The sequence below is a fragment of the Metabacillus sp. 84 genome, assembly GCF_050107715.1.
GTDB lineage: Bacteria > Bacillota > Bacilli > Bacillales > Bacillaceae > Metabacillus_B.
On the sequence record NZ_JBNILN010000003.1, the window covers coordinates 361,655 to 380,176 of the forward strand.

Sequence of the window (18,522 nt, forward strand, 5' to 3'; positions counted from 1 at the left end):
TTTCACTAATAATTAAAAACTGTATCAATTGCCCGATGGTGCAGACGAATTAAAATGTTTATGCTATAATTTTTAAACAATAAGTGAACCGGAAAGTGGGAGCGGCATGAAAAAGCCAGTTATCTTATTTATAGGTGCAGGAAGAATGGCAGAAGCTATGATTGCGGGATTGACAGCAAAAAAGTCCGGTGAGATCAGCAAAATAATCGTATCGAATCAATCCAATATTTTAAGGCTGGATCGTTTAAAAAGACAATATGAGGCAGAGACGGCCCTGAATTGGCAGGAAAAAGTGCAGGAAGCAGATGTGATTGTCCTCGCTGTTCCGCCGGAAGAGCATAAAGACGTGCTGCCCAAATTAAAGAATTTAATAAGCGATCAGCTAACTGTCACGATTGCAGCGGGAATCGGTCCCTCTAAGCTGGAGAAGGCTCTGTCCGGGACCGCCGCTGCCTGGATCATGCCGAATACAGCAGCTCAGGTTGGACAGAGCATCTCTTTATACTGCACAGGGGGGACACCGCTCTCAGTCCTGCAAAGACACAGTCTGGAGCTCCTGCTGGATGCAATTGGGGATTCTGAAGAATGTACGGAAGAAGAAATCGGAATGCTTACAGCTATTACAGGAAGCGCACCTGCTTTTATCTATCTATTTGCTGAGGTATTGATTGAGAAGGCGGTGGAATACGGCATTTCCGAATCGAAGGCGGAGCTGCTTGTAAGCAGCATGGTATCAGGATCCTCTGCGATGCTTAAGAATACCGGAAATCCGGCATCGCTGAGAGAACAGGTCACAACTCCGGGAGGCTCTACAGCGGAAGGACTGGAGCTCTTGCAGGAACGGGGATTCGTATCCATGATTAAAGATGCTGTTACTACTGTAAACAAAAAATCCGGGACAGAAAAGCAGGCGGATTAACCCGATTCCTTCTCCTTTCCTATTGACATGTTCATTTAAAAGTTATATAATTATTTTTGATCGACTCGAAACTAGACTTGAGAGTACGTTAAGTTATATATGGGAAATAAACGAAGAAACATACTTTTCACCGCATTCTTACCCTCCAGGAGCATATCTTCAGTTTATCTGCTTAACAAGAAACCTTTTTCAAAACGAATTATTTGGTTTATCCAAACAACTGATTCATACTGGCACGGCCTAGGAGCCGTAAGGATGAAAGAGAGGCAGGGCTTTCGTTGTTTTGGTTTTTGGAGATTTATTCTCCAGTCTAAAGAAGCCGCTTCATAATCTCACGTATTGCGGAAATTGCGAGTAATAAAAGCTGCCTTATTTGGGTAGCTTTTTAGTTAGAGGTATAAAAGGAGGGTTTTGATCTTGTATAATAAAAAACCGGTTGAGGAAATTATTACAAAAGATACGAAAATCTGGACTTGTACAGCTGACCATTGCAATTGCTGGGTTCGGGATAATTTTAAAAGCAGTGATGAGCCTCAATGCCCGATTTGCAAAAGCCCAATGGCTACCCAGACTAAAGAGCTTCAAGTAGTCGATAATCCATGCTCATCCTTTTAAGACATCAATAAGCGGCCTGAATAGGCTGCTTATTTTTTTTGGAGAAAAATGATAAACTGGCAAGCTCTATTTGTTATTCCTCTGTTCATCTGAGGCGGGGAGAGGAAAATAAAAGAATAAAAAATTATTCCTTAACATTTACATTGTTCCTTTCAATTGTAGAATGAGGGGTGCTCCTGTTCCTGCTTACCCTATGATAAATATCTGAACATTTAGAATTAAACTTTAAAATGAGAGCGCTTACTCTCTTTCGTTGCGCGCATAACCCGCTTTTTTACGGTTTTTTCCCAGCTTGACACCATTTTCGGTCATGTTACGATAAATAACGTTAAAGAAAACACGAACAACAATGCGAACAGAAAAAATGCGGAATAACAGCTTTTAAACTAAGCTGCATATGAAAAGATTGGCTATCCGCAGCCACATGGATTGTTAATGTCAGCTAATTTTAAAGGGGGTCCTTACATTGAAGGAATGGAAAGTAGCATTTATTGGAGCAGGCTCTATGGCGGAAGCGATGATATCCGGGATGGCAAGCTCAGGAACAGTAAGAAAAGAGAACATTTTTGCAGCAAACCGGAGCAATTCTTTAAGACTTGCTGAACTTAACCGGAAGTACCAAATTAATGCGGTCAGCTTAAAGGACCTTCCATATGAAGAAATGGATGCGTTCATCTTAGCGATGAAACCTAAAGATGCCGAGAAGGCTCTGAATGCGCTTAAAGGAAATATCACTAGGAATCAAGCGGTTGTTTCAGTAATGGCCGGTATTTCAACGAAGTTTATGGAAATGAATCTTCATGGCGGACAGCAGATCATCCGGGCGATGCCCAATACATCGAGCATGATTAAGGAATCAGCTACAGCGCTGTCACCAAGCCCTTCAACTTCAATGGAAAACGTGTGGATGGCTGAAGAACTGATGGCTTCAATAGGATCCGTTTTTCTCATTAAGGAAGAACAAATGGATATATTTACTGGAATAGCAGGAAGCGGCCCAGCCTACTTTTACTATTTAATGGAGAGTATTGAACTAACAGCCGAGGAAAACGGAATGGATCCCGGCATTGCCAGAAAAGCAGGAGCGCAGACCATTCTTGGGGCAGCCAAAATGATGATGAGCCAGGAAGAATCACCTGCCCAGTTAAGGGAAAATGTAACTTCTCCGAATGGTACAACAGCAGCCGGTCTCGAAGCGCTGCGGTTTAATGGAGGCGGAAATGCAATCGCGCAAGCAGTACTGTCTGCAGCAGAACGAAGCAAAGAAATGAGCGAACAAATCCAGGAAGCGAATTTGGTGAAATCATAATGGCAGTAAATATAGGAGTGATTGCAGATGACTAACAAAAAACGGATTGTCATAAAAATCGGAAGCAGTTCTTTAACCAGCTTGCATGGAGAAATCAGCAGACGAAAGCTGAAAAGAATTGTTGAGGAAGTCGTCGAGCTGAAGGAAGAGGGCCATGAAGTGCTTCTTGTATCCTCTGGTGCAGTGGCGGCAGGCTACAGAAAGCTTGGCTGCATTGAACGTCCCACTGCTTTGACAGAAAAACAGGCAGCTGCTTCAATCGGGCAGGGGCTTCTTATGGAAGCATACTCTGAATACTTCCTTTCACACGGATATGTAGCTTCTCAGATTTTGATTACAAGAAGTGATTTTTCAGATGAAAAACGGTATATGAATGCCCGGAATACACTCAAAATTCTCCTTGACCGCGGAATCGTACCTATTGTTAACGAAAACGATACCGTGACCATTGACCGCCTTAAATTCGGGGACAATGATACCCTTTCTGCCAAAGTGGCAGGCCTGGTTGATGCAGAGCAGCTGATTATTCTTTCTGATATTGATGGACTTTATGACAGTGATCCCCGCGGCAATCCTGAAGCCAGGCTGCTTTCGAATGTACAGGAAATCACTCAGGAAATTGAAGACTTTGCCGGCGAACCTGGCAGCGATGTAGGCACTGGAGGAATGAAATCCAAGATCGATGCCTTCAAGATGACCATGGCATCGGGCATTCCGGCTTTCCTGGGAAAATCAGGTGTAAGAGGCCTCATTAAAGATGCGGTAGATGGAACCGCCAAGGGCACATATTTTAATCCAAGTGCGGATAACGGCAGTCTCGATCACCGGAAGCAATGGATTGCCTTTAATTCAGGTCCGGAGGGCATCGTAACGGTTAATGAAAAAGCAAAATCAGCCATTGTAGAAAACAGCGGTGAACTACATGCGCAGCATGTGCTGAATGTTTCCGGAAAGTTTAAAAACGGAGCTGTCGTCAGGTTAAAGGATCTGGACGGGGAAGAAATAGGTCTTGGTATTATCAATTATTCGTCTGACCAGCTTTCGAAATTGCAAAATACGGATTTCCAAATAGATGAAGATGAATTGGCCGTTGTTGACAGCGAAGGATTGGTTTGCCGTCTGGATCTTCCGATACCGGCAAGCGTATAAACGAAGGAGGAATTGGATGACTTTATTAATGGAGAGTCAAACAGTTGAACAGCAGGCTATTAACGCAAAGGAAGCAGCCAAAACATTGAAAATGCTGCCGACTAAAGATAAAAACGATGCTCTTATTATCCTCGCGGATGAATTAGATGATCATATCTCTTTCATTTTGGAGGAAAACAAAAAGGACCTTGAAAAGGGAAAAGAAAAAGGGTACGACAAAGCCTATATGGACAGGCTTACACTGACAGAAGACAGGATTAAGGACTTTGCAGATGGTTTGCGAAACCTTGTCGGCCTCGAAGACCCATCCGGAACGATACTTGAAAGCTGGGAGCTTGAAAACGGCCTTCAGGCGGAGAAAGTGGCTGTGCCGCTGGGTGTAATCGGTATGATTTATGAAGCGAGGCCCAATGTGACCGCGGATGCAGCCGGACTCGCATTAAAATCCGGAAACGCCATTGTATTAAAAGGAGGCTCTTCTGCCCTCCATTCCAATCAGGCGATTGTGAAAGTCCTTCACGGGGGGCTAGCAAAAACCTCCATACCAGAGGATGCTATACAATTTATCTCAAGTACAGACCGTAAAGCAGCACAGGAGCTGTTTACAATGGAAGAACACATTGATGTGCTGATTCCCCGCGGAGGCGGTGCACTGATCAATGCAGTAGTGGAAAATGCTACTGTGCCGGTTTTAGAAACAGGAGTAGGGAACTGTCACATTTATATAGACGAATTTGCAGATCCGGATAAGGCATTATCCATTGCCGTGAATGCAAAGACAGACCGTCCTGCTGTTTGTAATGCGGCAGAAACATTAATCATTCATGAAAACTGGATGGCAGAGCACCATGACAAGCTGAATGCCGCCTTGAAGCAGCATCATATCCAGGCTTATGGGGATGATGCGGCCCTCAAGTATATCGATGGAGCATTTCCTGCGTCAGAAAGCGATTGGGCTGAAGAGTATCTTAGTCTGGATATTGCAGTAAAAACCGCAGCAAATCTAGAAGAAGCAGTCCGTCACATAGACAAATATGGAACGAAGCATTCTGAAGCGATTATTACAGAGCATTCAGAAACTGCAGATCAATTCCTGAATGAAGTAGATGCAGCTGCCGTCTACCATAATGCATCCACAAGATTTACGGATGGCAGCGCATTGGGATTTGGAGCGGAGATTGGGATTTCCACCCAAAAACTTCATGCAAGGGGTCCGATGGGCCTGCCGGCTTTAACGACCACCAAGTTAAAGCTGAAAGGGAATGGCCAAATCAGATGACCTGTCAAAGCCGGCTCTAAACGGAGCCGGCTTTTTTTAAAACGCATATAATCGATCCTCTATTTTAGGGGAAACCATGACGAAAGAGGGGAATACGTGTAAGATAAAGAAGGTGAATGATCTATAGAAGCAAAGGAGACATACATATGAAACTGATTGCAATCGATCTGGACGGAACATTGCTTTCGTCTAAACTAAAGATCTCAGGTGCAAACCGAAATGCCATTTTAAAAGCGCAGGAAAAGCATCATATCATGATTTGTTCCGGCAGAGCACCGGAGGATATTCAGGCTGTATTAAAAGAATTCGATTTGAATTGTGATTTGGCAGGAAGCAACGGGACAGTCGTCTATTCAAATGGAGTACTTCTATCAAGGGTTTCGATTGAAGAAAAAGCAGCCAGGAAAGCAGCTGAGTTACTGGACAGAAGAAACGTACCATACAAGATCTATACAAACGAAGGAATTTTCGTGTTAAACAGCTGGTCAGAGCGGACGAAGGCGGCTCTTGAGGCCTGGGATGGCAAGGGCTCCATTTCTGAGAGCGAATACAGAAGAATCACAGAACAGCCTAAAGCAGACGGAGCGATTAAACTTTTTAATCAGATCGATGATTTATTGAATAAAGAAGGATTATCCATTCAAAAATTCTTTATCTTAACTCCTGACCCGGCCATTAAGCAGGAGCTGCTGCCTTTGCTTTCCCAGCTTGAAGGCATTGCTCCCACTTCATCAGGACCAAACAACCTGGAAATCATGAACCCCGAGGGGCATAAAGGTCGCGGGCTTCAAATAATGGCTGAACAGCTGGGCATAAAAATGGAAGACACAGTTGCAATTGGGGATAATTTCAACGATGTTCCCATGATGGAAGCCGCTGGTCTCTCTATTGCCATGGGGAATGCAGATCCGGCTGTAAAAGAGCTGTGCGATGAGGAAACCCTTAAGAATGATGATGATGGCGTGGCTCACGCCCTTGAATCGATCATTAATTGAGGAATCCCGATTATGCATAAAGAATGTGTAATAAAACCTTGCGACAGAACAAGCGGAGAGCAGGCTAAACACCATATCAATCAATTAACTAAGCCGCAGGGAAGCCTTGGAAAGCTGGAAACTCTGGCCGTCCGCCTGGCAGAAATTACTGGGCAGCCTTTTCCAGAAATAACACCGCCTGGCGTGATCGTTTTTGCGGCAGACCACGGAATTGCTGAGGAAGGCGTTTCTGCTTTTCCTTCTGAAGTCACGGCTCAGATGGCTAAAAACTTCAGCAGCGGAGGAGCTGCCATTAATGTTTTTGCCCGTCTTATAGAAGCCCAGCTTAAGGTTATTGACATCGGGATTAAAGGGACCGAATCCATCCCGGGAATTGAAGCATGCAAAATCCGGGAAGGAACCTCGAACTTTTTGAAAGGGAGAGCCATGTCAAAAAGCGAAGCGTCTGCAGCCGTTGCTTCCGGCAGAAGACAAGCGGAGGAAATGTTTCAGTCCGGCGTCAAATGCCTCATCCCGGGCGAGATGGGCATCGGCAATACTACATCCTCCACCGCGCTTCTGGCAGCTCTATCCGGTCAGAGCATTCAGTCCATTACAGGCTATGGCACCGGCATCAATGAGGCAGAGAAGCAGCGAAAAATCAGCTTAATCGAACAAAGCCTCGCCTTGCACCGCCCTGACTCAAAAGATGCGATGGATCTCCTTTCAGCTCTTGGCGGTTTTGAGATTGCCGGAATGTGCGGTGCTATTCTCTCAGCAGCAGAACATCGCATTCCTGTTCTGCTGGACGGTTTAATTTGTACAACCTCAGCATGTCTTGCAGTGCTGATCAACCCTAATGTAAAGGACTATCTCATCGCAGGTCATCTTTCCGAGGAACCGGGACACAGAGCGGCGCTAAACTGGCTCGGCCTCGAGCCGCTTCTTCAGATGGGGCTGAGACTGGGAGAAGGAAGTGGAGCGGCGCTTGCTTATCCGCTCTTGCAGTCTGCTGCATGCATGATCCGTGAAATGGCTACATTTGAACAGGCTGGAATTAAAGCGGAATAGTACTGAGCGAAATAGCGGAACAGAAAACCCCCGGCTGGAAACCGGGGGTTTTCTGTGTCATTAACATTCTGTTTAAATTAAGTCAGTTAACCAGATTTAAATCAGAGATAGTATGGAACGTACTTGCTAAACAGCCCCTGAACCACCGGCAAAATTTAGAGCAGAATAACGTGATAGAAATTAATAAAAACCCTTTTCAATAAATAATAGTATGAGAACAAATTTAATCTAATAAAAGTATGTTCTAAATAAACAATATATATTTATGGTGAAACACAAGCAGGATAAGGTCAGGGGTACACTTGGAGAATTAGAACGGCTGCTGTATTGGCAGATTGAGATATTAGCCTCACTAAACAAATCTATACAAGGCAATAATGAAAACGCCATTAATCAGTAAAAGTCCCTAGATAAACAGCAAATAAGACGTGCAGCATTCACCTGCTTATTAAAATCCAAAAGCAAATACATTCATACCTTTCTAAGCAAACTATGTTCTAAATAAACATATAGTATAAAAAAACGTAACAAAATGAAAAAAGAATCATTTTTCAGACTGTTAAAAGGAAATGATGTTCTATTAGCGAATGGTGTAGTATCGTATGGATAAAGGAGCTGATTTGATGCGTGAATCCAGGAACAGCAGCGGGTTTCTGCTTAAGCAGAGGGCATTCTTGAAATTGTATATGATTACGTTAACCGATCAGAAAAGGCTCTACGGGCTTAAATTGCTTGATACGATGAGGGATGAATTCAGACGGTTTGGCTACAAGCCGAATCATTCAGAGGTATATAAAGCGCTTCATGAATTGATTGATGATGGAGTCCTTAGACAAGTCAAGAAGAAGAAAGAGGGAATGAAGCTTCAGGAGGTTGTTTTTTATGAATTTAAGGATTACGAGGCAGCCATGCTTTACAAAAAGCAGCTGAAAGTGGAACTGGAGCGGTGTCAGGGGCTGATTGACAAAGCGATAAAAGATAATTTTTAACTGATTTAAAAAGACGATTCACAGGGAATCGTCTTTTTGCTTTTGTTCTTGAATTTTTTTGGCTCTTTTTTTCATGGAATTAACCATATACCCGCCTTTAAACGATCGCAGTTCATAGGAGGTCATAAACGCCTTAGGCTCAATTTCCTGGACGATATCCATAAGCTCCTGCTCACGGGAACGTTTTGCCACAATGTCAAGGCGGTAGCGCATAGAGTTTAAGCCCTGTCCGGTAAATACCGTTACTCCAAAGCCTGCATTTCTAAGGGCAATTACCAGCTCATCAGACCGCTCAGACAGATTGACGTGGTGGGTCACATATCCGATTGCCAGTCTTCTTTCAAGCAGTCCTCCCAGATAAAGCCCGACACTAAAACCGAGAACATAGGCAATAATATTATAAATGTTGGACAAATCCTGGAAGACGATGCCAAGAGCTACTATATAAATAGCAGCTTCAAGCAGTCCGACTCCTGCTGCGGCGCGGGTTTGGTTTTTAACTAAAAAAATCGTCCGAAGTGTAAGAATCGGAACGTACATAATTTGCAGAACAAAAATAAGCATTGGCTGTAACAGCAAAGTAAAACCCCATTTCATAGAGAAGCATTTCGTTTAACAAAGCTAAACAATAAGGAAATTATAGTACGTTTACCCTTTCATGAAAAGAAATTTTTCAGCTATGTGAAGATATATTGGTACCTTCCCTAAAAAGACAATTAAAAACCTATTTCGAACAGTAAAATCACCGGCTAGCCTCTAAGCAAGATGGGAAGCTTAAGAGAAGCTACTCTAAGCCCAGGGGAGGGCGTAAAATGTCAGATCAGGCTATACAGAGACCGAGCGGTAAAAACACACGCTGGTCTATATCCGCGCTGCTTTGCAGCATCATTATTTTAAATTATTTTGACAGGGTTGCAATTGCAGTGGCGGCTCCTGAACTTCAAGCTGGATTTAATTTATCTGCAACCGAAATCGGACTCGTTTTTTCGATTTATAATTATGCCTACACCTTGATGCAGCTTCCGATTGGATCCATGCTTGACAAGTGGGGTGTATCATGGGTAACAAGAATCGGGATGACGGTCTGGAGTGTTTTGACCATTCTCATTGCCTTTATATCCGGGAAGCTTTTATTGTATAGTTTGCGGTTTTTAACAGGGATTATGAGCGCTTCCGCCTTTCCGGCTGCTTCTAAAGCGACTGCCAACTGGTTCCCTTATCATGAAAGAGGGTTAGCTAATTCTCTATTTGATTCTGCAGCCAAATTTTCAAATGTGATTGGCGGACCTCTCGTAGCGCTGCTTATCACTTTTTTTGACTGGCGTACGGCCTTTCTTGTAATCGGCCTGATTAATGTGCTTTTTACCGTGATTTTTTGGAGGTATTATGATGAGCCGGGACGTCACAAAAAAATATCGGACGAAGAAATCAATTATATTCAAAAGTATGGAGCCAATTCTTCAGACATTCCGGTATACAGGGCTAAATATATATGGAAAAAGCTTTTTACAAGCAGAAAGGTTTGGGGTGTCGCCATTGGATTCACAGGATATGGGTATACTTTTAACCTTCTTCTCCTCTGGCTCCCGACATTTTTTAAAAACGAATTTCAAATGGATTTGCTTTCTTCTTCTCTTTTAACTGCTATTCCATGGCTGATTGCTTCAATAACCGGTGTAGCAGTCGGCGGGTGGCTGGTGGATGCTTTGATCAGAAAAGGCTATAAACCTGACAGGGTTTACAAAGGAGTCATCACAATCGGGATGCTTACCGGATTTTCATTTTTGGGAGCCGTGTTTACCGCTAATCCGATCCTATCCATGGTATACATATCAGCAGGTCTTGCAGGGATTTCGGCTACTGCACCGATTGGCTGGACAATTGCTTTAAAAATTTCTCCTCCGGGTGCGCAGGCACAAACCAGTTCCATCGTGAACTTCTCCAATAATCTGTTCGGCGGAATAATAGCCGCTGCTTTAACGGGCTGGATTGTGGATGTCACAGGTTCGTTTACCTTATCCTTTATCATTGCAGCGGTGGTGCTCGCTGTTGGTTTATTTTTTTACACGTATGTTCTTGGAGACATAGAGACCCTGAAATTTAATGAAGGAGAACAGAACTAGCCGGAAAGTGCGTAGCATTAGTGATGTTTTTGCAATCATCGGCATAAAATGTGGACAAGTCTTTTATGATCGGGAGGTTCACATGCCTGAAAATGACCGCCGACTGCCATTTCAGCTTTTGGCGCTTGCCGCTGTAGCTTTGTGGGGCATTTCATTCGTTTCCAGTAAAGCACTGCTTCAGAACTTGGACCCTTACACCATTGTGGCATCAAGATTCGGACTGGCTGCTGTTCTACTGGGAAGCATCTGTTTCTTATTCCGGATTTCTATTGCAATCCGCTTAAGGGATGCGGCGGCTTTTGTCTTGCTTGCCAGCACTGGAGTTTTTATTCATCAATGGCTGCAGGTTTCCGCACTTCAGCATATCGACGCTGTCTCGGCGGGCTGGCTTGTTGCATGCTCTCCGGTTTTTACGGTTCTTTTGACAGCTGCTTTTTATAAAAAGTCATTGAGCAGAGAAAACGGTTCAGGGATGACGGCAGCCTTAACAGGGATCGTACTCGTCGCGTCAAGTGAAGGCTTTACCTCATCCTCTGTCACAGGAATTGCACTGATGATTGCAAGCACTCTAAACTGGTCTGTTTATTCTCTGCTGCTGAAAAAGCTCCATCTTCCTTATCCCGCAGTTGTGGTTGCTTTTTATACAAGCCTCTTAGGCTCAATGGCTATGGTCCCATATATGATCAGAAGCACCGGGTGGAGCCAGCTTTTATTCCTGCCTGCTGCTCAATGGGGGCATCTGCTTTTTCTGAGTATCTTTGTTACAGCCGCAGCATACTGGTTCTGGGGAAAAGCGCTCTCCAGGCTGAGTTCTTCCAGTACGGCATCTTTTCTGTATACTGAACCGCTGTTTACGCTTGCCGCAGGAGCCTATATGTTAAAAGAGCCCATTACTTTTCCCGCTGTGGCAGGAGGCATCCTTATCCTGTCCGGAGTTTATATGATGAATCTAAAAAAATGTTCAGACAGCGGGCTGTGAACCTGTGCACAAGCTGATTGATTCCCTGTCATTATCTGTCTCCTGTATACTTTTTTTACAAAGGGGGATGAAAAATGAGATTTTTAGTTACCGGAGCTGGTGCAGTAGGGGGATATTTTGGTGGAAGGCTCTCAGAAAACGGACAGGATGTTACCTTTTTAGTCAGGGAAAAACGCAGGCAGCAGCTAAGCGAGTCAGGTCTTGTAATTAAGAGCATCCATGGAGATTACCACTGTCAGCCGCAAACGATCACTAAAGGGGACACAGGAACATTTGATGTGATTCTGATCGCTGTAAAAGCCTATCATTTTGAGCAGGCAGTATTAGACATTAAGCCATTTGTCCATGATCAGACAGTAATCATTCCGCTGCTGAATGGGATGATTCACATACATAAGTTAAAACAGCATTTTCAGGAACATCAGCTAGCAGGAGGTTTATGCTTTATAGAATCCCACATAACCGGTGATGGCGTGATTCATCAGACAAGCCAGGCGCACAGGATTATTTTTGGTGAATGGAATGGTCATTTCAGTGAAAGAATTCAATCAATTGAAAAGGCCTTCAGAGGAAGCAGCTTAGAAGCCGCTGCGAGTGATTCCATTGAACGGGACATGTGGGAAAAGTACTTGTTTATTTCAGTCATGTCAGGTGTTACTGCTTTGTTCAGGCAGCCGATTGGTCCAATCAGAGAGCTCAGGGAATCAAGGGAATTTCTCTGGAATTTTTTGAAGGAGATGGAGGCTCTAATGATTGCTTCCGGCTATCCATTGTCTGCGGATATTGCAGATCGGCATATGACTGCCATAGATGGATTGGACCGCACGATGAAGTCTTCATTGCAGCGGGATATGGAAAATGCCAGTCCTACAGAGGGAGAGCATTTGCACGGATACTTGCTGAGGTTGTCTGAGAATCAAAAGATACCGGTACCCTGCCTTAAAATCGTCTATGGGAATCTGGAGCTGTATCGCTCTTCCAGACAAGAGCCGTTTTAGCAGGGCTCTATTGGTGGTATAAAAGAATATAAGAGAGGAGAGATCGCTTGAAGCACGTAGTTTTTTATGACGCCCAATGCCCATTATGCTTTTACTTGAAAAAAACGCTGTCTTTATTGGATTGGAAGGATAAGATCCGCTGGTCCTCGGTTCAGACAATCGAAGAAACCCCTTATGCGTTTTTAAGAAACAGGCCCCTCTTGGAAAAAATTCATATGATAACAGACGAGGGAGAACTGTATTCTGGAGCGAAAACGATCAGGAAAATCTTCCTTTCTCTGCCTCTTACAAAGGTATTTGGCTACATGATGTTTATTCCCTTTGTTATGCCCGTGGCAGAAATCATCTATTCTAAGGTCTCTTCAAGCCGTATTAAATGGTTTGGGAGATATGAAGTACCGCGGTTCGAATAATCAAATCATAAAAAAGAGGCTGGGACAAAAGTATTTTAGCTAAAGGTAAACCCGAACTATTAGATGAGATTTTTACAAAATCTTTCGTCTAAAAGTTCGGGTCTCTATTTGTTGTTAATAGATTTGTGGAACTTACACATATTCTTTAAAAACTAGTGGAATGGAGCGGAGGACACTCGACTCCTACGGGAAATAGAGGAAAGGCTGAGACCCCGCAGGCGAAGCCGAGGAGGCTCAGCTTCCTCCCCGTGGAAAGCGAGTGGCCGTAGCGCAATGAAACGATCTTGTTTTTATTGCTGACGAATTAAAAAATACCAGCATAATATTCGTCTTTAAGCATGGTTAATTTAGTTATGTCCCATCCTCTTTTACATATAATGCCGGAGCATACAGGTAAGTTTTTGCGCAGGCCCAAAGATATTATTGAAAAATAGTTCGATTTACACATGCTGTCTTTATTATTCGTGATAGAATTTACTGGTGACCGTTCCAAAATTTTCTTATATGCCAGGTTTGGGGTTTGGGGAACAAAACTCCTCCACTGTGGCCGCTAAACAGGCTTCGCGCAGGATGGAGAGTGAAATGTTGTGAATCTTTTGGAGCTATTCATAAATTTTTGCAGATTTTGTTAAAAAAATGAAACAAATGCTGCCGGAATTTCGTTATATAAGGAGAAAGAAATAAATTGTGGATTGGGAGAGAGAGCAATTGCTTAAAAGAACTGCCATGGTATTAGGACTGATAATCGCCGGCGGATGTACAGCCTCAGCGGGTGAAACAGCAAAGGACATAAAGCCTGAAGACTTGATTAATAAACAGACGAGCCTTGAAATGAAAAGCTTTAGCAGGGAAGTTGAATTCATTGATAAGAGGACAAATGAGGTCCTGTATAAACACGAGACAGGATCAGGTGAAATTAACGGAGCTGAAGTGGCGGACGCCTTGGCAGCGGATCTTGATCAGCCTATGGTTCCCGCAAAAATCACGGAGGATGGGCAGTATTCAGAAGGTCAAAAGCGGGTGATTCTGGACGAGGATCAAACAGCAGAGATGCTTGAAAATATTCGTGCGTTTGACCGGACCATTGCATTGCCAATCGTTGAGAACGCTCCAAATGTAAAGCCGGAGGATATTGCAGGGATCACAAATCATGTTATTGGAGAGTACAAGACTGTTTTTGATCCGTCCGTAAAAGGGAGAGTCCATAATATTAAACTATCCTCGAACGCTATAAACAATGTCCTGCTAGGACCCGGAGACCGCTTTTACTACAATTTGATTCTTGGAGAAAGAACAGAAGCCAGAGGCTATCAAAAAGCTATGGAAATTGTTAATAAAGAATTGGTCGAAGGGATAGGCGGAGGGATATGCCAAACTTCCTCCACTTTATATAATGCAGTAGATGAAGCTGGACTGGGGATCATAGAACTGCATCATCATTCCAAGCAGGTGGGGTATGTGCCGAAAGACAAGGATGCAACGGTATCCTGGGGCGGTCCTGATTTTAAGTTTGAAAATACCAATGATTTCCCTGTGCTGATCCGCTCTGCTGTAGATGACGTTAAAGGCTCTATTACGATACAGGTATTGAGTGCCAATGAGCCCACAAAAAGTTAAAAATAAAAATGTCCGCCTGCAGCATGCAGGCGGGCATTTTTTCGAACGGAAAAATTAGATTTCAGGCAGCCCTTTTTTATACATTTCTGATGTCCATTAATACTTCCTGCCCGAACGTTTCAGAATGCAAAACTTCAAGGAGTTTTTCTGCTGCTAAGGATGCTGAATAGAGCTTCCCTTCTTCCTTTAAACGAATGAACCGGCTTTGCTCAGGGAATCGGCCCTCTTCCAGTCCTCGGATATGGTCCTGCATCCCGGTATCAATGACTCCTGGCGCGATTGAAACGCATTTAACGCCATCTTCCCTTTGTTTCTGTTCTTCAGCGGTGCAGCGGGTGAAATGGTCCAGTCCCGCCTTAGAGGCACAATAGCTGCTCCAAGCTTCATATGGCTTCCTTGCAGCTCCTGAAGAAATATTCATGATCCTCTTTTCCAGTTTTAGAGCGGCAGATCTTTTAATGAACTCTGACGTGAGAATCATCGGTGCAAGCAAGTTTAACGAGATATTCCGCGCCATATCAGATGCACTGGCTTTTTCAATAAAATCAACAGGATGAACCATTCCGGCATTGTTGATTAAAAAAAGAGAATGTAAATCAGGGAGAGGCAGCTGATTGAAAACCGTTTCCATTACAGCCGGAATCTGTGCATGCACGGTCAGATCCGCCTCGATTTCAAATAAAGCAGTGTGCTTTTCTTTTGCTTTCCGGCAGAGTTCCGTATTCTTTTTCCTGGAGATGCAAATTATATGATGCTCCGGATGGATCAGCTGCTCTGCCATTGCTGCTCCGAGACCTCTGGAAGTGCCTGTCACGATATAGGTTTTCAAGGGGCTTCCTCCTATCAAGTATGGTAAAATAGCAAAATATCAATTGATTCTACTATATCGCAGAAGAAGGAGCGGATGCCAGTGTTTACCCATAAACAGCTTCCGGCAGGAAAGATTGTTTTCATCGGAGACAGTATAACAGCTTCCGGCAGGCAAAAGGATCGAGATGAGCTTGGATTCGGGTATGTCAGGACCATCCGTGACATTTATATTTCAGAGGGAAAAGGGGCAGAAGTCCGTATCCTTAACCGGGGTGTAAATGGTGACCGGATAACGGATCTTGCAGACCGCTGGATGAAGGATGTGATGGAAGAGAAACCGGACTATCTGTCAATTTCGATAGGAATCAATGATGTGTGGAGACAGCTGGACCAGCCTGAGGAGAAGCAAGTCACGCCGAATGAATTCAGAGAAATCTACAAAACGCTTTTAGCCGAAACAACAGCAGGAACCAATGCCCGGATTATCCTGATGGAACCAACTGTCATAGAAGAAGATTTGCATTCTGAAGGAAATTCAAGGCTTATTCCTTACGTACACATCATCCGGGAGCTTGCGGAACAATATGACGCACTATTGATACCCGTCCATCAAGTATTCCGGGAATTTATTGAACAGTTCAGCGAGTATAAGTTAACTACAGATGGGGTGCACATGACTTCTTCAGGTAATATGCTGCTTGCGAAAACGTGGCTGGAAGCGGCAGGAAGAGCTTCTCAGTAAAATAAAAAAACGGGATGCCCTGAAGATGGGCTTCCCGTTTCATTTATCGCGCAACTACATATATTTCGTCATGGTCCATACTGTCTGTGCCGTTATCGAACACAAGCTTCGTTACAAATTTATAAGAGGTATCCGAATCTGAAAGCGGGAGCTCTTCCGGCAGCCGGCACGTAAATGAAATAGCCCGATTCTCCTCAGCCAGGACTGTAGAAGCAGTATAGATGCATCGATTCAAGATGAGAGAATCCTGACCCCTGTGGGTTTGAACAAGATCGGACTCAATTCTCTTTAGCTTTTGCTCGATTGTTCCCCCATAAATATCGTATCTTCCATTGATTACTTGTCCTACTTTGTACTGTTCCTGGTCTAAAACGAGATCAATTCTTGCAGCTCCAATTCCTAAACGGGACATCCATTTTCTAAGTAGCATCATGTCAACCTCTCCAACTTATTTCGATTACCTTATATACGCAGAAAAACATTTGAAGGTTTCAGTTTTTTAAGAAGGTTTCGGCTTAAGAATAACAGGAAAGATCATTTTGTGAAAATGAATATTTTGTGACATACGCTAACAGTTTGTAAAGAGGCCTTCTTATTGATATGACTTTGGCCAGACAGGCAGGAAAGGCTTTGCGCTGCTGCCGGAAACATCGGGTAAACACACCATGCGGCAATGCGCCTCCAGCGGCGGACTTCTGTAAGGATTAACATAGTTTTTGATTTAAAGGGAAAAAAATGCTATGTTTTTTACGCGAAAATATTTTGTAAAGGACCTGTTTCGGAAGGAGAATGGATGATGATCAGTCTAGAAGCTTATATGAATGTGAAGCCTGAATACCGGGAAGAATTTCTTGATAAGGTTATGCATGTTGTGGAGCAATCGTCTAACGAGGAAGGAAACATCAGCTACAGGTTATATGAAGAAGTAAACAATCCTAATCATTTCGTTATGCTTGAGCAATGGAAAGATCAGCAATCAATCGATTTCCACAATCAATCTGAACATTTTCAAACGTTCTTTGCAGCAGCTAAAAAAGTATTGGCAAAACCGCTGACATTAAAAAGATTTGTGAACGAAGACGAATGATGTAATCTCTATCCGATTCTGTCAAAGAGTCGGGTATTTTTTTGTCGCTATTTACAGACCGCCGGTCGGTTTTTATAATTAGGGCGGGAGGGATGTCGTGAAACAGGTAAAAAAAAGACTGCGATCCGAACATATGATTTTGGAATCTGCTAGACAGCTGATTGCAGAAAAAGGCTGTGAAAAGACGACGTTCGCTGAACTGATGAAAGCAACAGGACTTTCAAAAGGAGCGATTTATCACTACGTAACCGGGAAAGACGATTTAATGGCCAAACTGTTGCAGAATTTAACGCTTGAAAAGAATGAACAGCTATTTTATCAGCTGTCAGCAGGCGAAAAAACACTGCTAAACCCGGCCGATGTTTTAGCCCGGCAGCTTAAAGCCATAGAGGACCCTGATAAAATAATCGGGAAAATTTTTGTTTATCTCGTGTCAAGGTCCGAACATCAAACAGCTAAGGATGCGCTGGATGAGTTTTATGAAAGCCTGTTCCAATTTGCCGTTTTATGGATCAGATCCGGTCAGCAGAACGGAACGATCCCGCGGAATACGGATCCTTACAAGGCTGCGGAGCTATTCATGCTGATTCTGGATGGCTTCCGTCTAAGAACAAGGCTGTATCATTCCGATTTTTTTCTTGGGTCAACCGATTTGGAGGGAGTAATTAAGCGGCTCTTCGGTCATGAAACAGCCCTTTTCCCATTCGAGTAAGCATATCGGAAGCGTTTAAGGACAAAACTTGTTACGATGGGTTCGTACAATTCATATCATAACAGGAGGTTTTATTGATGACTCAGCAATCCTTAGGCGGTCAATTCCAACAGTACTTAGAAAAATTCAAAAAAAATGCATCGGCCAAAACCCAGGAAGATATGGAAAAAGCAATCCGTGAGCTTGAAGAATCCGAAGAAGGCAAAGGCTTGAAGGTTGGAGATCAGGTGCCGGACTTTATCCTGCCGGATGCACAGGGAAATGAAGTCAGTATCGCCAATGTTTTAAAAAAAGGGCCTGCAGTCATTACGTTTTATAGAGGCGGCTGGTGCCCATATTGCAATATGGAGCTGAAGGCTTACCAGGATATTCTCCATGAAATTCACGATGCTGGTGCTGAATTAATTGCCATCAGTCCTGAAAATCCAGATGCTTCATTAAGCACGAAGGAAAAAAACGATCTCGCCTTTCATGTACTTAGTGATCAAGGGAATAAAACAGCACGTGACTTTAACCTTGTTTATGAGATGCCTCAGTACCTGATTGATATTTATAAAGAAAAAGGGCTGGATGTTCCAGGACACAACGGGGATGAATCGTGGACTTTGCCTGTATCAGCTACCTATATTGCCGATCAAAGTGGAAACATTGTCTACGAATATACGAAAGCCGATTACAAGGACCGTGTTGAGCCGCAGGAAATTCTAAAACAGCTCAAACAAATCACTCGTTAATA

General features: G+C 43.5%; 20 protein-coding genes. 17 read left to right on the forward strand and 3 right to left on the reverse strand.

The window, feature by feature from the left end:
• The first annotated feature begins 106 nt into the window (after window positions 1–106).
• The 8 genes from proC (ACQCV8_RS08645) (at window position 107) to ACQCV8_RS08680 (ending at window position 8,305) form a co-directional block, all read left to right on the forward strand.
• Complete coding sequence (gene proC / locus ACQCV8_RS08645; protein ID WP_426844174.1) at window positions 107–919, forward strand: pyrroline-5-carboxylate reductase; 813 nt, start codon at window positions 107–109, stop codon at window positions 917–919.
• Between the two features lie 417 nt (window positions 920–1,336).
• Window positions 1,337–1,534: a cold-inducible protein YdjO-related protein gene (locus ACQCV8_RS08650; RefSeq protein WP_426844175.1), complete on the forward strand. Its 198-nt coding sequence runs from the start codon at window positions 1,337–1,339 to the stop codon at window positions 1,532–1,534.
• A 466-nt stretch (window positions 1,535–2,000) separates the two neighbouring features.
• Entirely contained in the window at window positions 2,001–2,843 is an 843-nt protein-coding gene (gene proC / locus ACQCV8_RS08655; RefSeq protein WP_426844176.1) for a pyrroline-5-carboxylate reductase, read from the forward strand.
• Window positions 2,844–2,870: 27 nt separating this feature from the next.
• A complete protein-coding gene (proB, locus tag ACQCV8_RS08660; protein ID WP_426844177.1) occupies window positions 2,871–3,992 on the forward strand; it encodes a glutamate 5-kinase in 1,122 nt (373 codons plus the stop codon).
• A gap of 16 nt (window positions 3,993–4,008) precedes the next feature.
• Complete coding sequence (locus tag ACQCV8_RS08665) at window positions 4,009–5,271, forward strand: glutamate-5-semialdehyde dehydrogenase (RefSeq protein ID WP_426844178.1); 1,263 nt, start codon at window positions 4,009–4,011, stop codon at window positions 5,269–5,271.
• 146 nt (window positions 5,272–5,417) lie between these two features.
• On the forward strand, window positions 5,418–6,266 hold the full coding sequence (locus ACQCV8_RS08670; protein WP_426844179.1) for a Cof-type HAD-IIB family hydrolase: 849 nt from the start codon (window positions 5,418–5,420) through the stop codon (window positions 6,264–6,266).
• A gap of 12 nt (window positions 6,267–6,278) precedes the next feature.
• The gene (cobT, locus tag ACQCV8_RS08675; RefSeq protein WP_426844180.1) at window positions 6,279–7,316 is read left to right on the forward strand and encodes a nicotinate-nucleotide--dimethylbenzimidazole phosphoribosyltransferase; all 1,038 of its coding nucleotides are present in this window, start codon (window positions 6,279–6,281) and stop codon (window positions 7,314–7,316) included.
• 623 nt (window positions 7,317–7,939) lie between these two features.
• The gene (locus ACQCV8_RS08680; RefSeq protein ID WP_426844181.1) at window positions 7,940–8,305 is read left to right on the forward strand and encodes a Replication termination protein; all 366 of its coding nucleotides are present in this window, start codon (window positions 7,940–7,942) and stop codon (window positions 8,303–8,305) included.
• Between the two features lie 18 nt (window positions 8,306–8,323).
• Here ACQCV8_RS08680 and ACQCV8_RS08685 read toward each other — a convergent pair whose 3' ends face one another.
• Window positions 8,324–8,881, reverse strand: a complete 558-nt coding sequence (locus ACQCV8_RS08685) for a DUF2179 domain-containing protein (protein WP_426844263.1) — start codon at window positions 8,879–8,881, stop codon at window positions 8,324–8,326.
• A gap of 236 nt (window positions 8,882–9,117) precedes the next feature.
• Between ACQCV8_RS08685 and ACQCV8_RS08690 the strand changes: the two genes are divergently transcribed.
• From ACQCV8_RS08690 to ACQCV8_RS08710, 5 genes are all read left to right on the forward strand, one after another.
• Window positions 9,118–10,428 carry an MFS transporter gene (locus tag ACQCV8_RS08690; RefSeq protein ID WP_426844182.1) on the forward strand — a complete coding sequence of 437 codons (1,311 nt, stop codon included), beginning with the start codon at window positions 9,118–9,120 and terminating at the stop codon, window positions 10,426–10,428.
• Window positions 10,429–10,510: 82 nt separating this feature from the next.
• Window positions 10,511–11,407, forward strand: a complete 897-nt coding sequence (locus ACQCV8_RS08695; RefSeq protein ID WP_426844183.1) for a DMT family transporter — start codon at window positions 10,511–10,513, stop codon at window positions 11,405–11,407.
• A 74-nt stretch (window positions 11,408–11,481) separates the two neighbouring features.
• On the forward strand, window positions 11,482–12,405 hold the full coding sequence (locus ACQCV8_RS08700) for a ketopantoate reductase family protein (RefSeq protein WP_426844184.1): 924 nt from the start codon (window positions 11,482–11,484) through the stop codon (window positions 12,403–12,405).
• A 47-nt stretch (window positions 12,406–12,452) separates the two neighbouring features.
• Window positions 12,453–12,818, forward strand: coding sequence for a thiol-disulfide oxidoreductase DCC family protein (locus ACQCV8_RS08705; RefSeq protein WP_426844185.1), 366 nt, complete (start codon window positions 12,453–12,455; stop codon window positions 12,816–12,818).
• Window positions 12,819–13,526: 708 nt separating this feature from the next.
• Window positions 13,527–14,435: a VanW family protein gene (locus ACQCV8_RS08710; protein WP_426844186.1), complete on the forward strand. Its 909-nt coding sequence runs from the start codon at window positions 13,527–13,529 to the stop codon at window positions 14,433–14,435.
• 76 nt (window positions 14,436–14,511) lie between these two features.
• Here ACQCV8_RS08710 and ACQCV8_RS08715 read toward each other — a convergent pair whose 3' ends face one another.
• Complete coding sequence (locus ACQCV8_RS08715; protein WP_426844187.1) at window positions 14,512–15,264, reverse strand: (S)-benzoin forming benzil reductase; 753 nt, start codon at window positions 15,262–15,264, stop codon at window positions 14,512–14,514.
• 81 nt (window positions 15,265–15,345) lie between these two features.
• On the opposite strand from ACQCV8_RS08715, the gene ACQCV8_RS08720 reads away from it, so the two are divergent.
• On the forward strand, window positions 15,346–15,987 hold the full coding sequence (locus ACQCV8_RS08720) for an SGNH/GDSL hydrolase family protein (protein ID WP_426844188.1): 642 nt from the start codon (window positions 15,346–15,348) through the stop codon (window positions 15,985–15,987).
• 43 nt (window positions 15,988–16,030) lie between these two features.
• Here ACQCV8_RS08720 and ACQCV8_RS08725 read toward each other — a convergent pair whose 3' ends face one another.
• On the reverse strand, window positions 16,031–16,420 hold the full coding sequence (locus ACQCV8_RS08725; protein WP_426844189.1) for a sporulation protein: 390 nt from the start codon (window positions 16,418–16,420) through the stop codon (window positions 16,031–16,033).
• 363 nt (window positions 16,421–16,783) lie between these two features.
• On the opposite strand from ACQCV8_RS08725, the gene ACQCV8_RS08730 reads away from it, so the two are divergent.
• The 3 genes from ACQCV8_RS08730 (at window position 16,784) to ACQCV8_RS08740 (ending at window position 18,520) form a co-directional block, all read left to right on the forward strand.
• The gene (locus ACQCV8_RS08730) at window positions 16,784–17,074 is read left to right on the forward strand and encodes a putative quinol monooxygenase (protein ID WP_426844264.1); all 291 of its coding nucleotides are present in this window, start codon (window positions 16,784–16,786) and stop codon (window positions 17,072–17,074) included.
• 97 nt (window positions 17,075–17,171) lie between these two features.
• Window positions 17,172–17,786, forward strand: a complete 615-nt coding sequence (locus tag ACQCV8_RS08735) for a TetR/AcrR family transcriptional regulator (protein ID WP_426844190.1) — start codon at window positions 17,172–17,174, stop codon at window positions 17,784–17,786.
• A 77-nt stretch (window positions 17,787–17,863) separates the two neighbouring features.
• Window positions 17,864–18,520, forward strand: a complete 657-nt coding sequence (locus ACQCV8_RS08740; protein ID WP_426844191.1) for a peroxiredoxin-like family protein — start codon at window positions 17,864–17,866, stop codon at window positions 18,518–18,520.
• Window positions 18,521–18,522 lie beyond the last annotated feature (2 nt).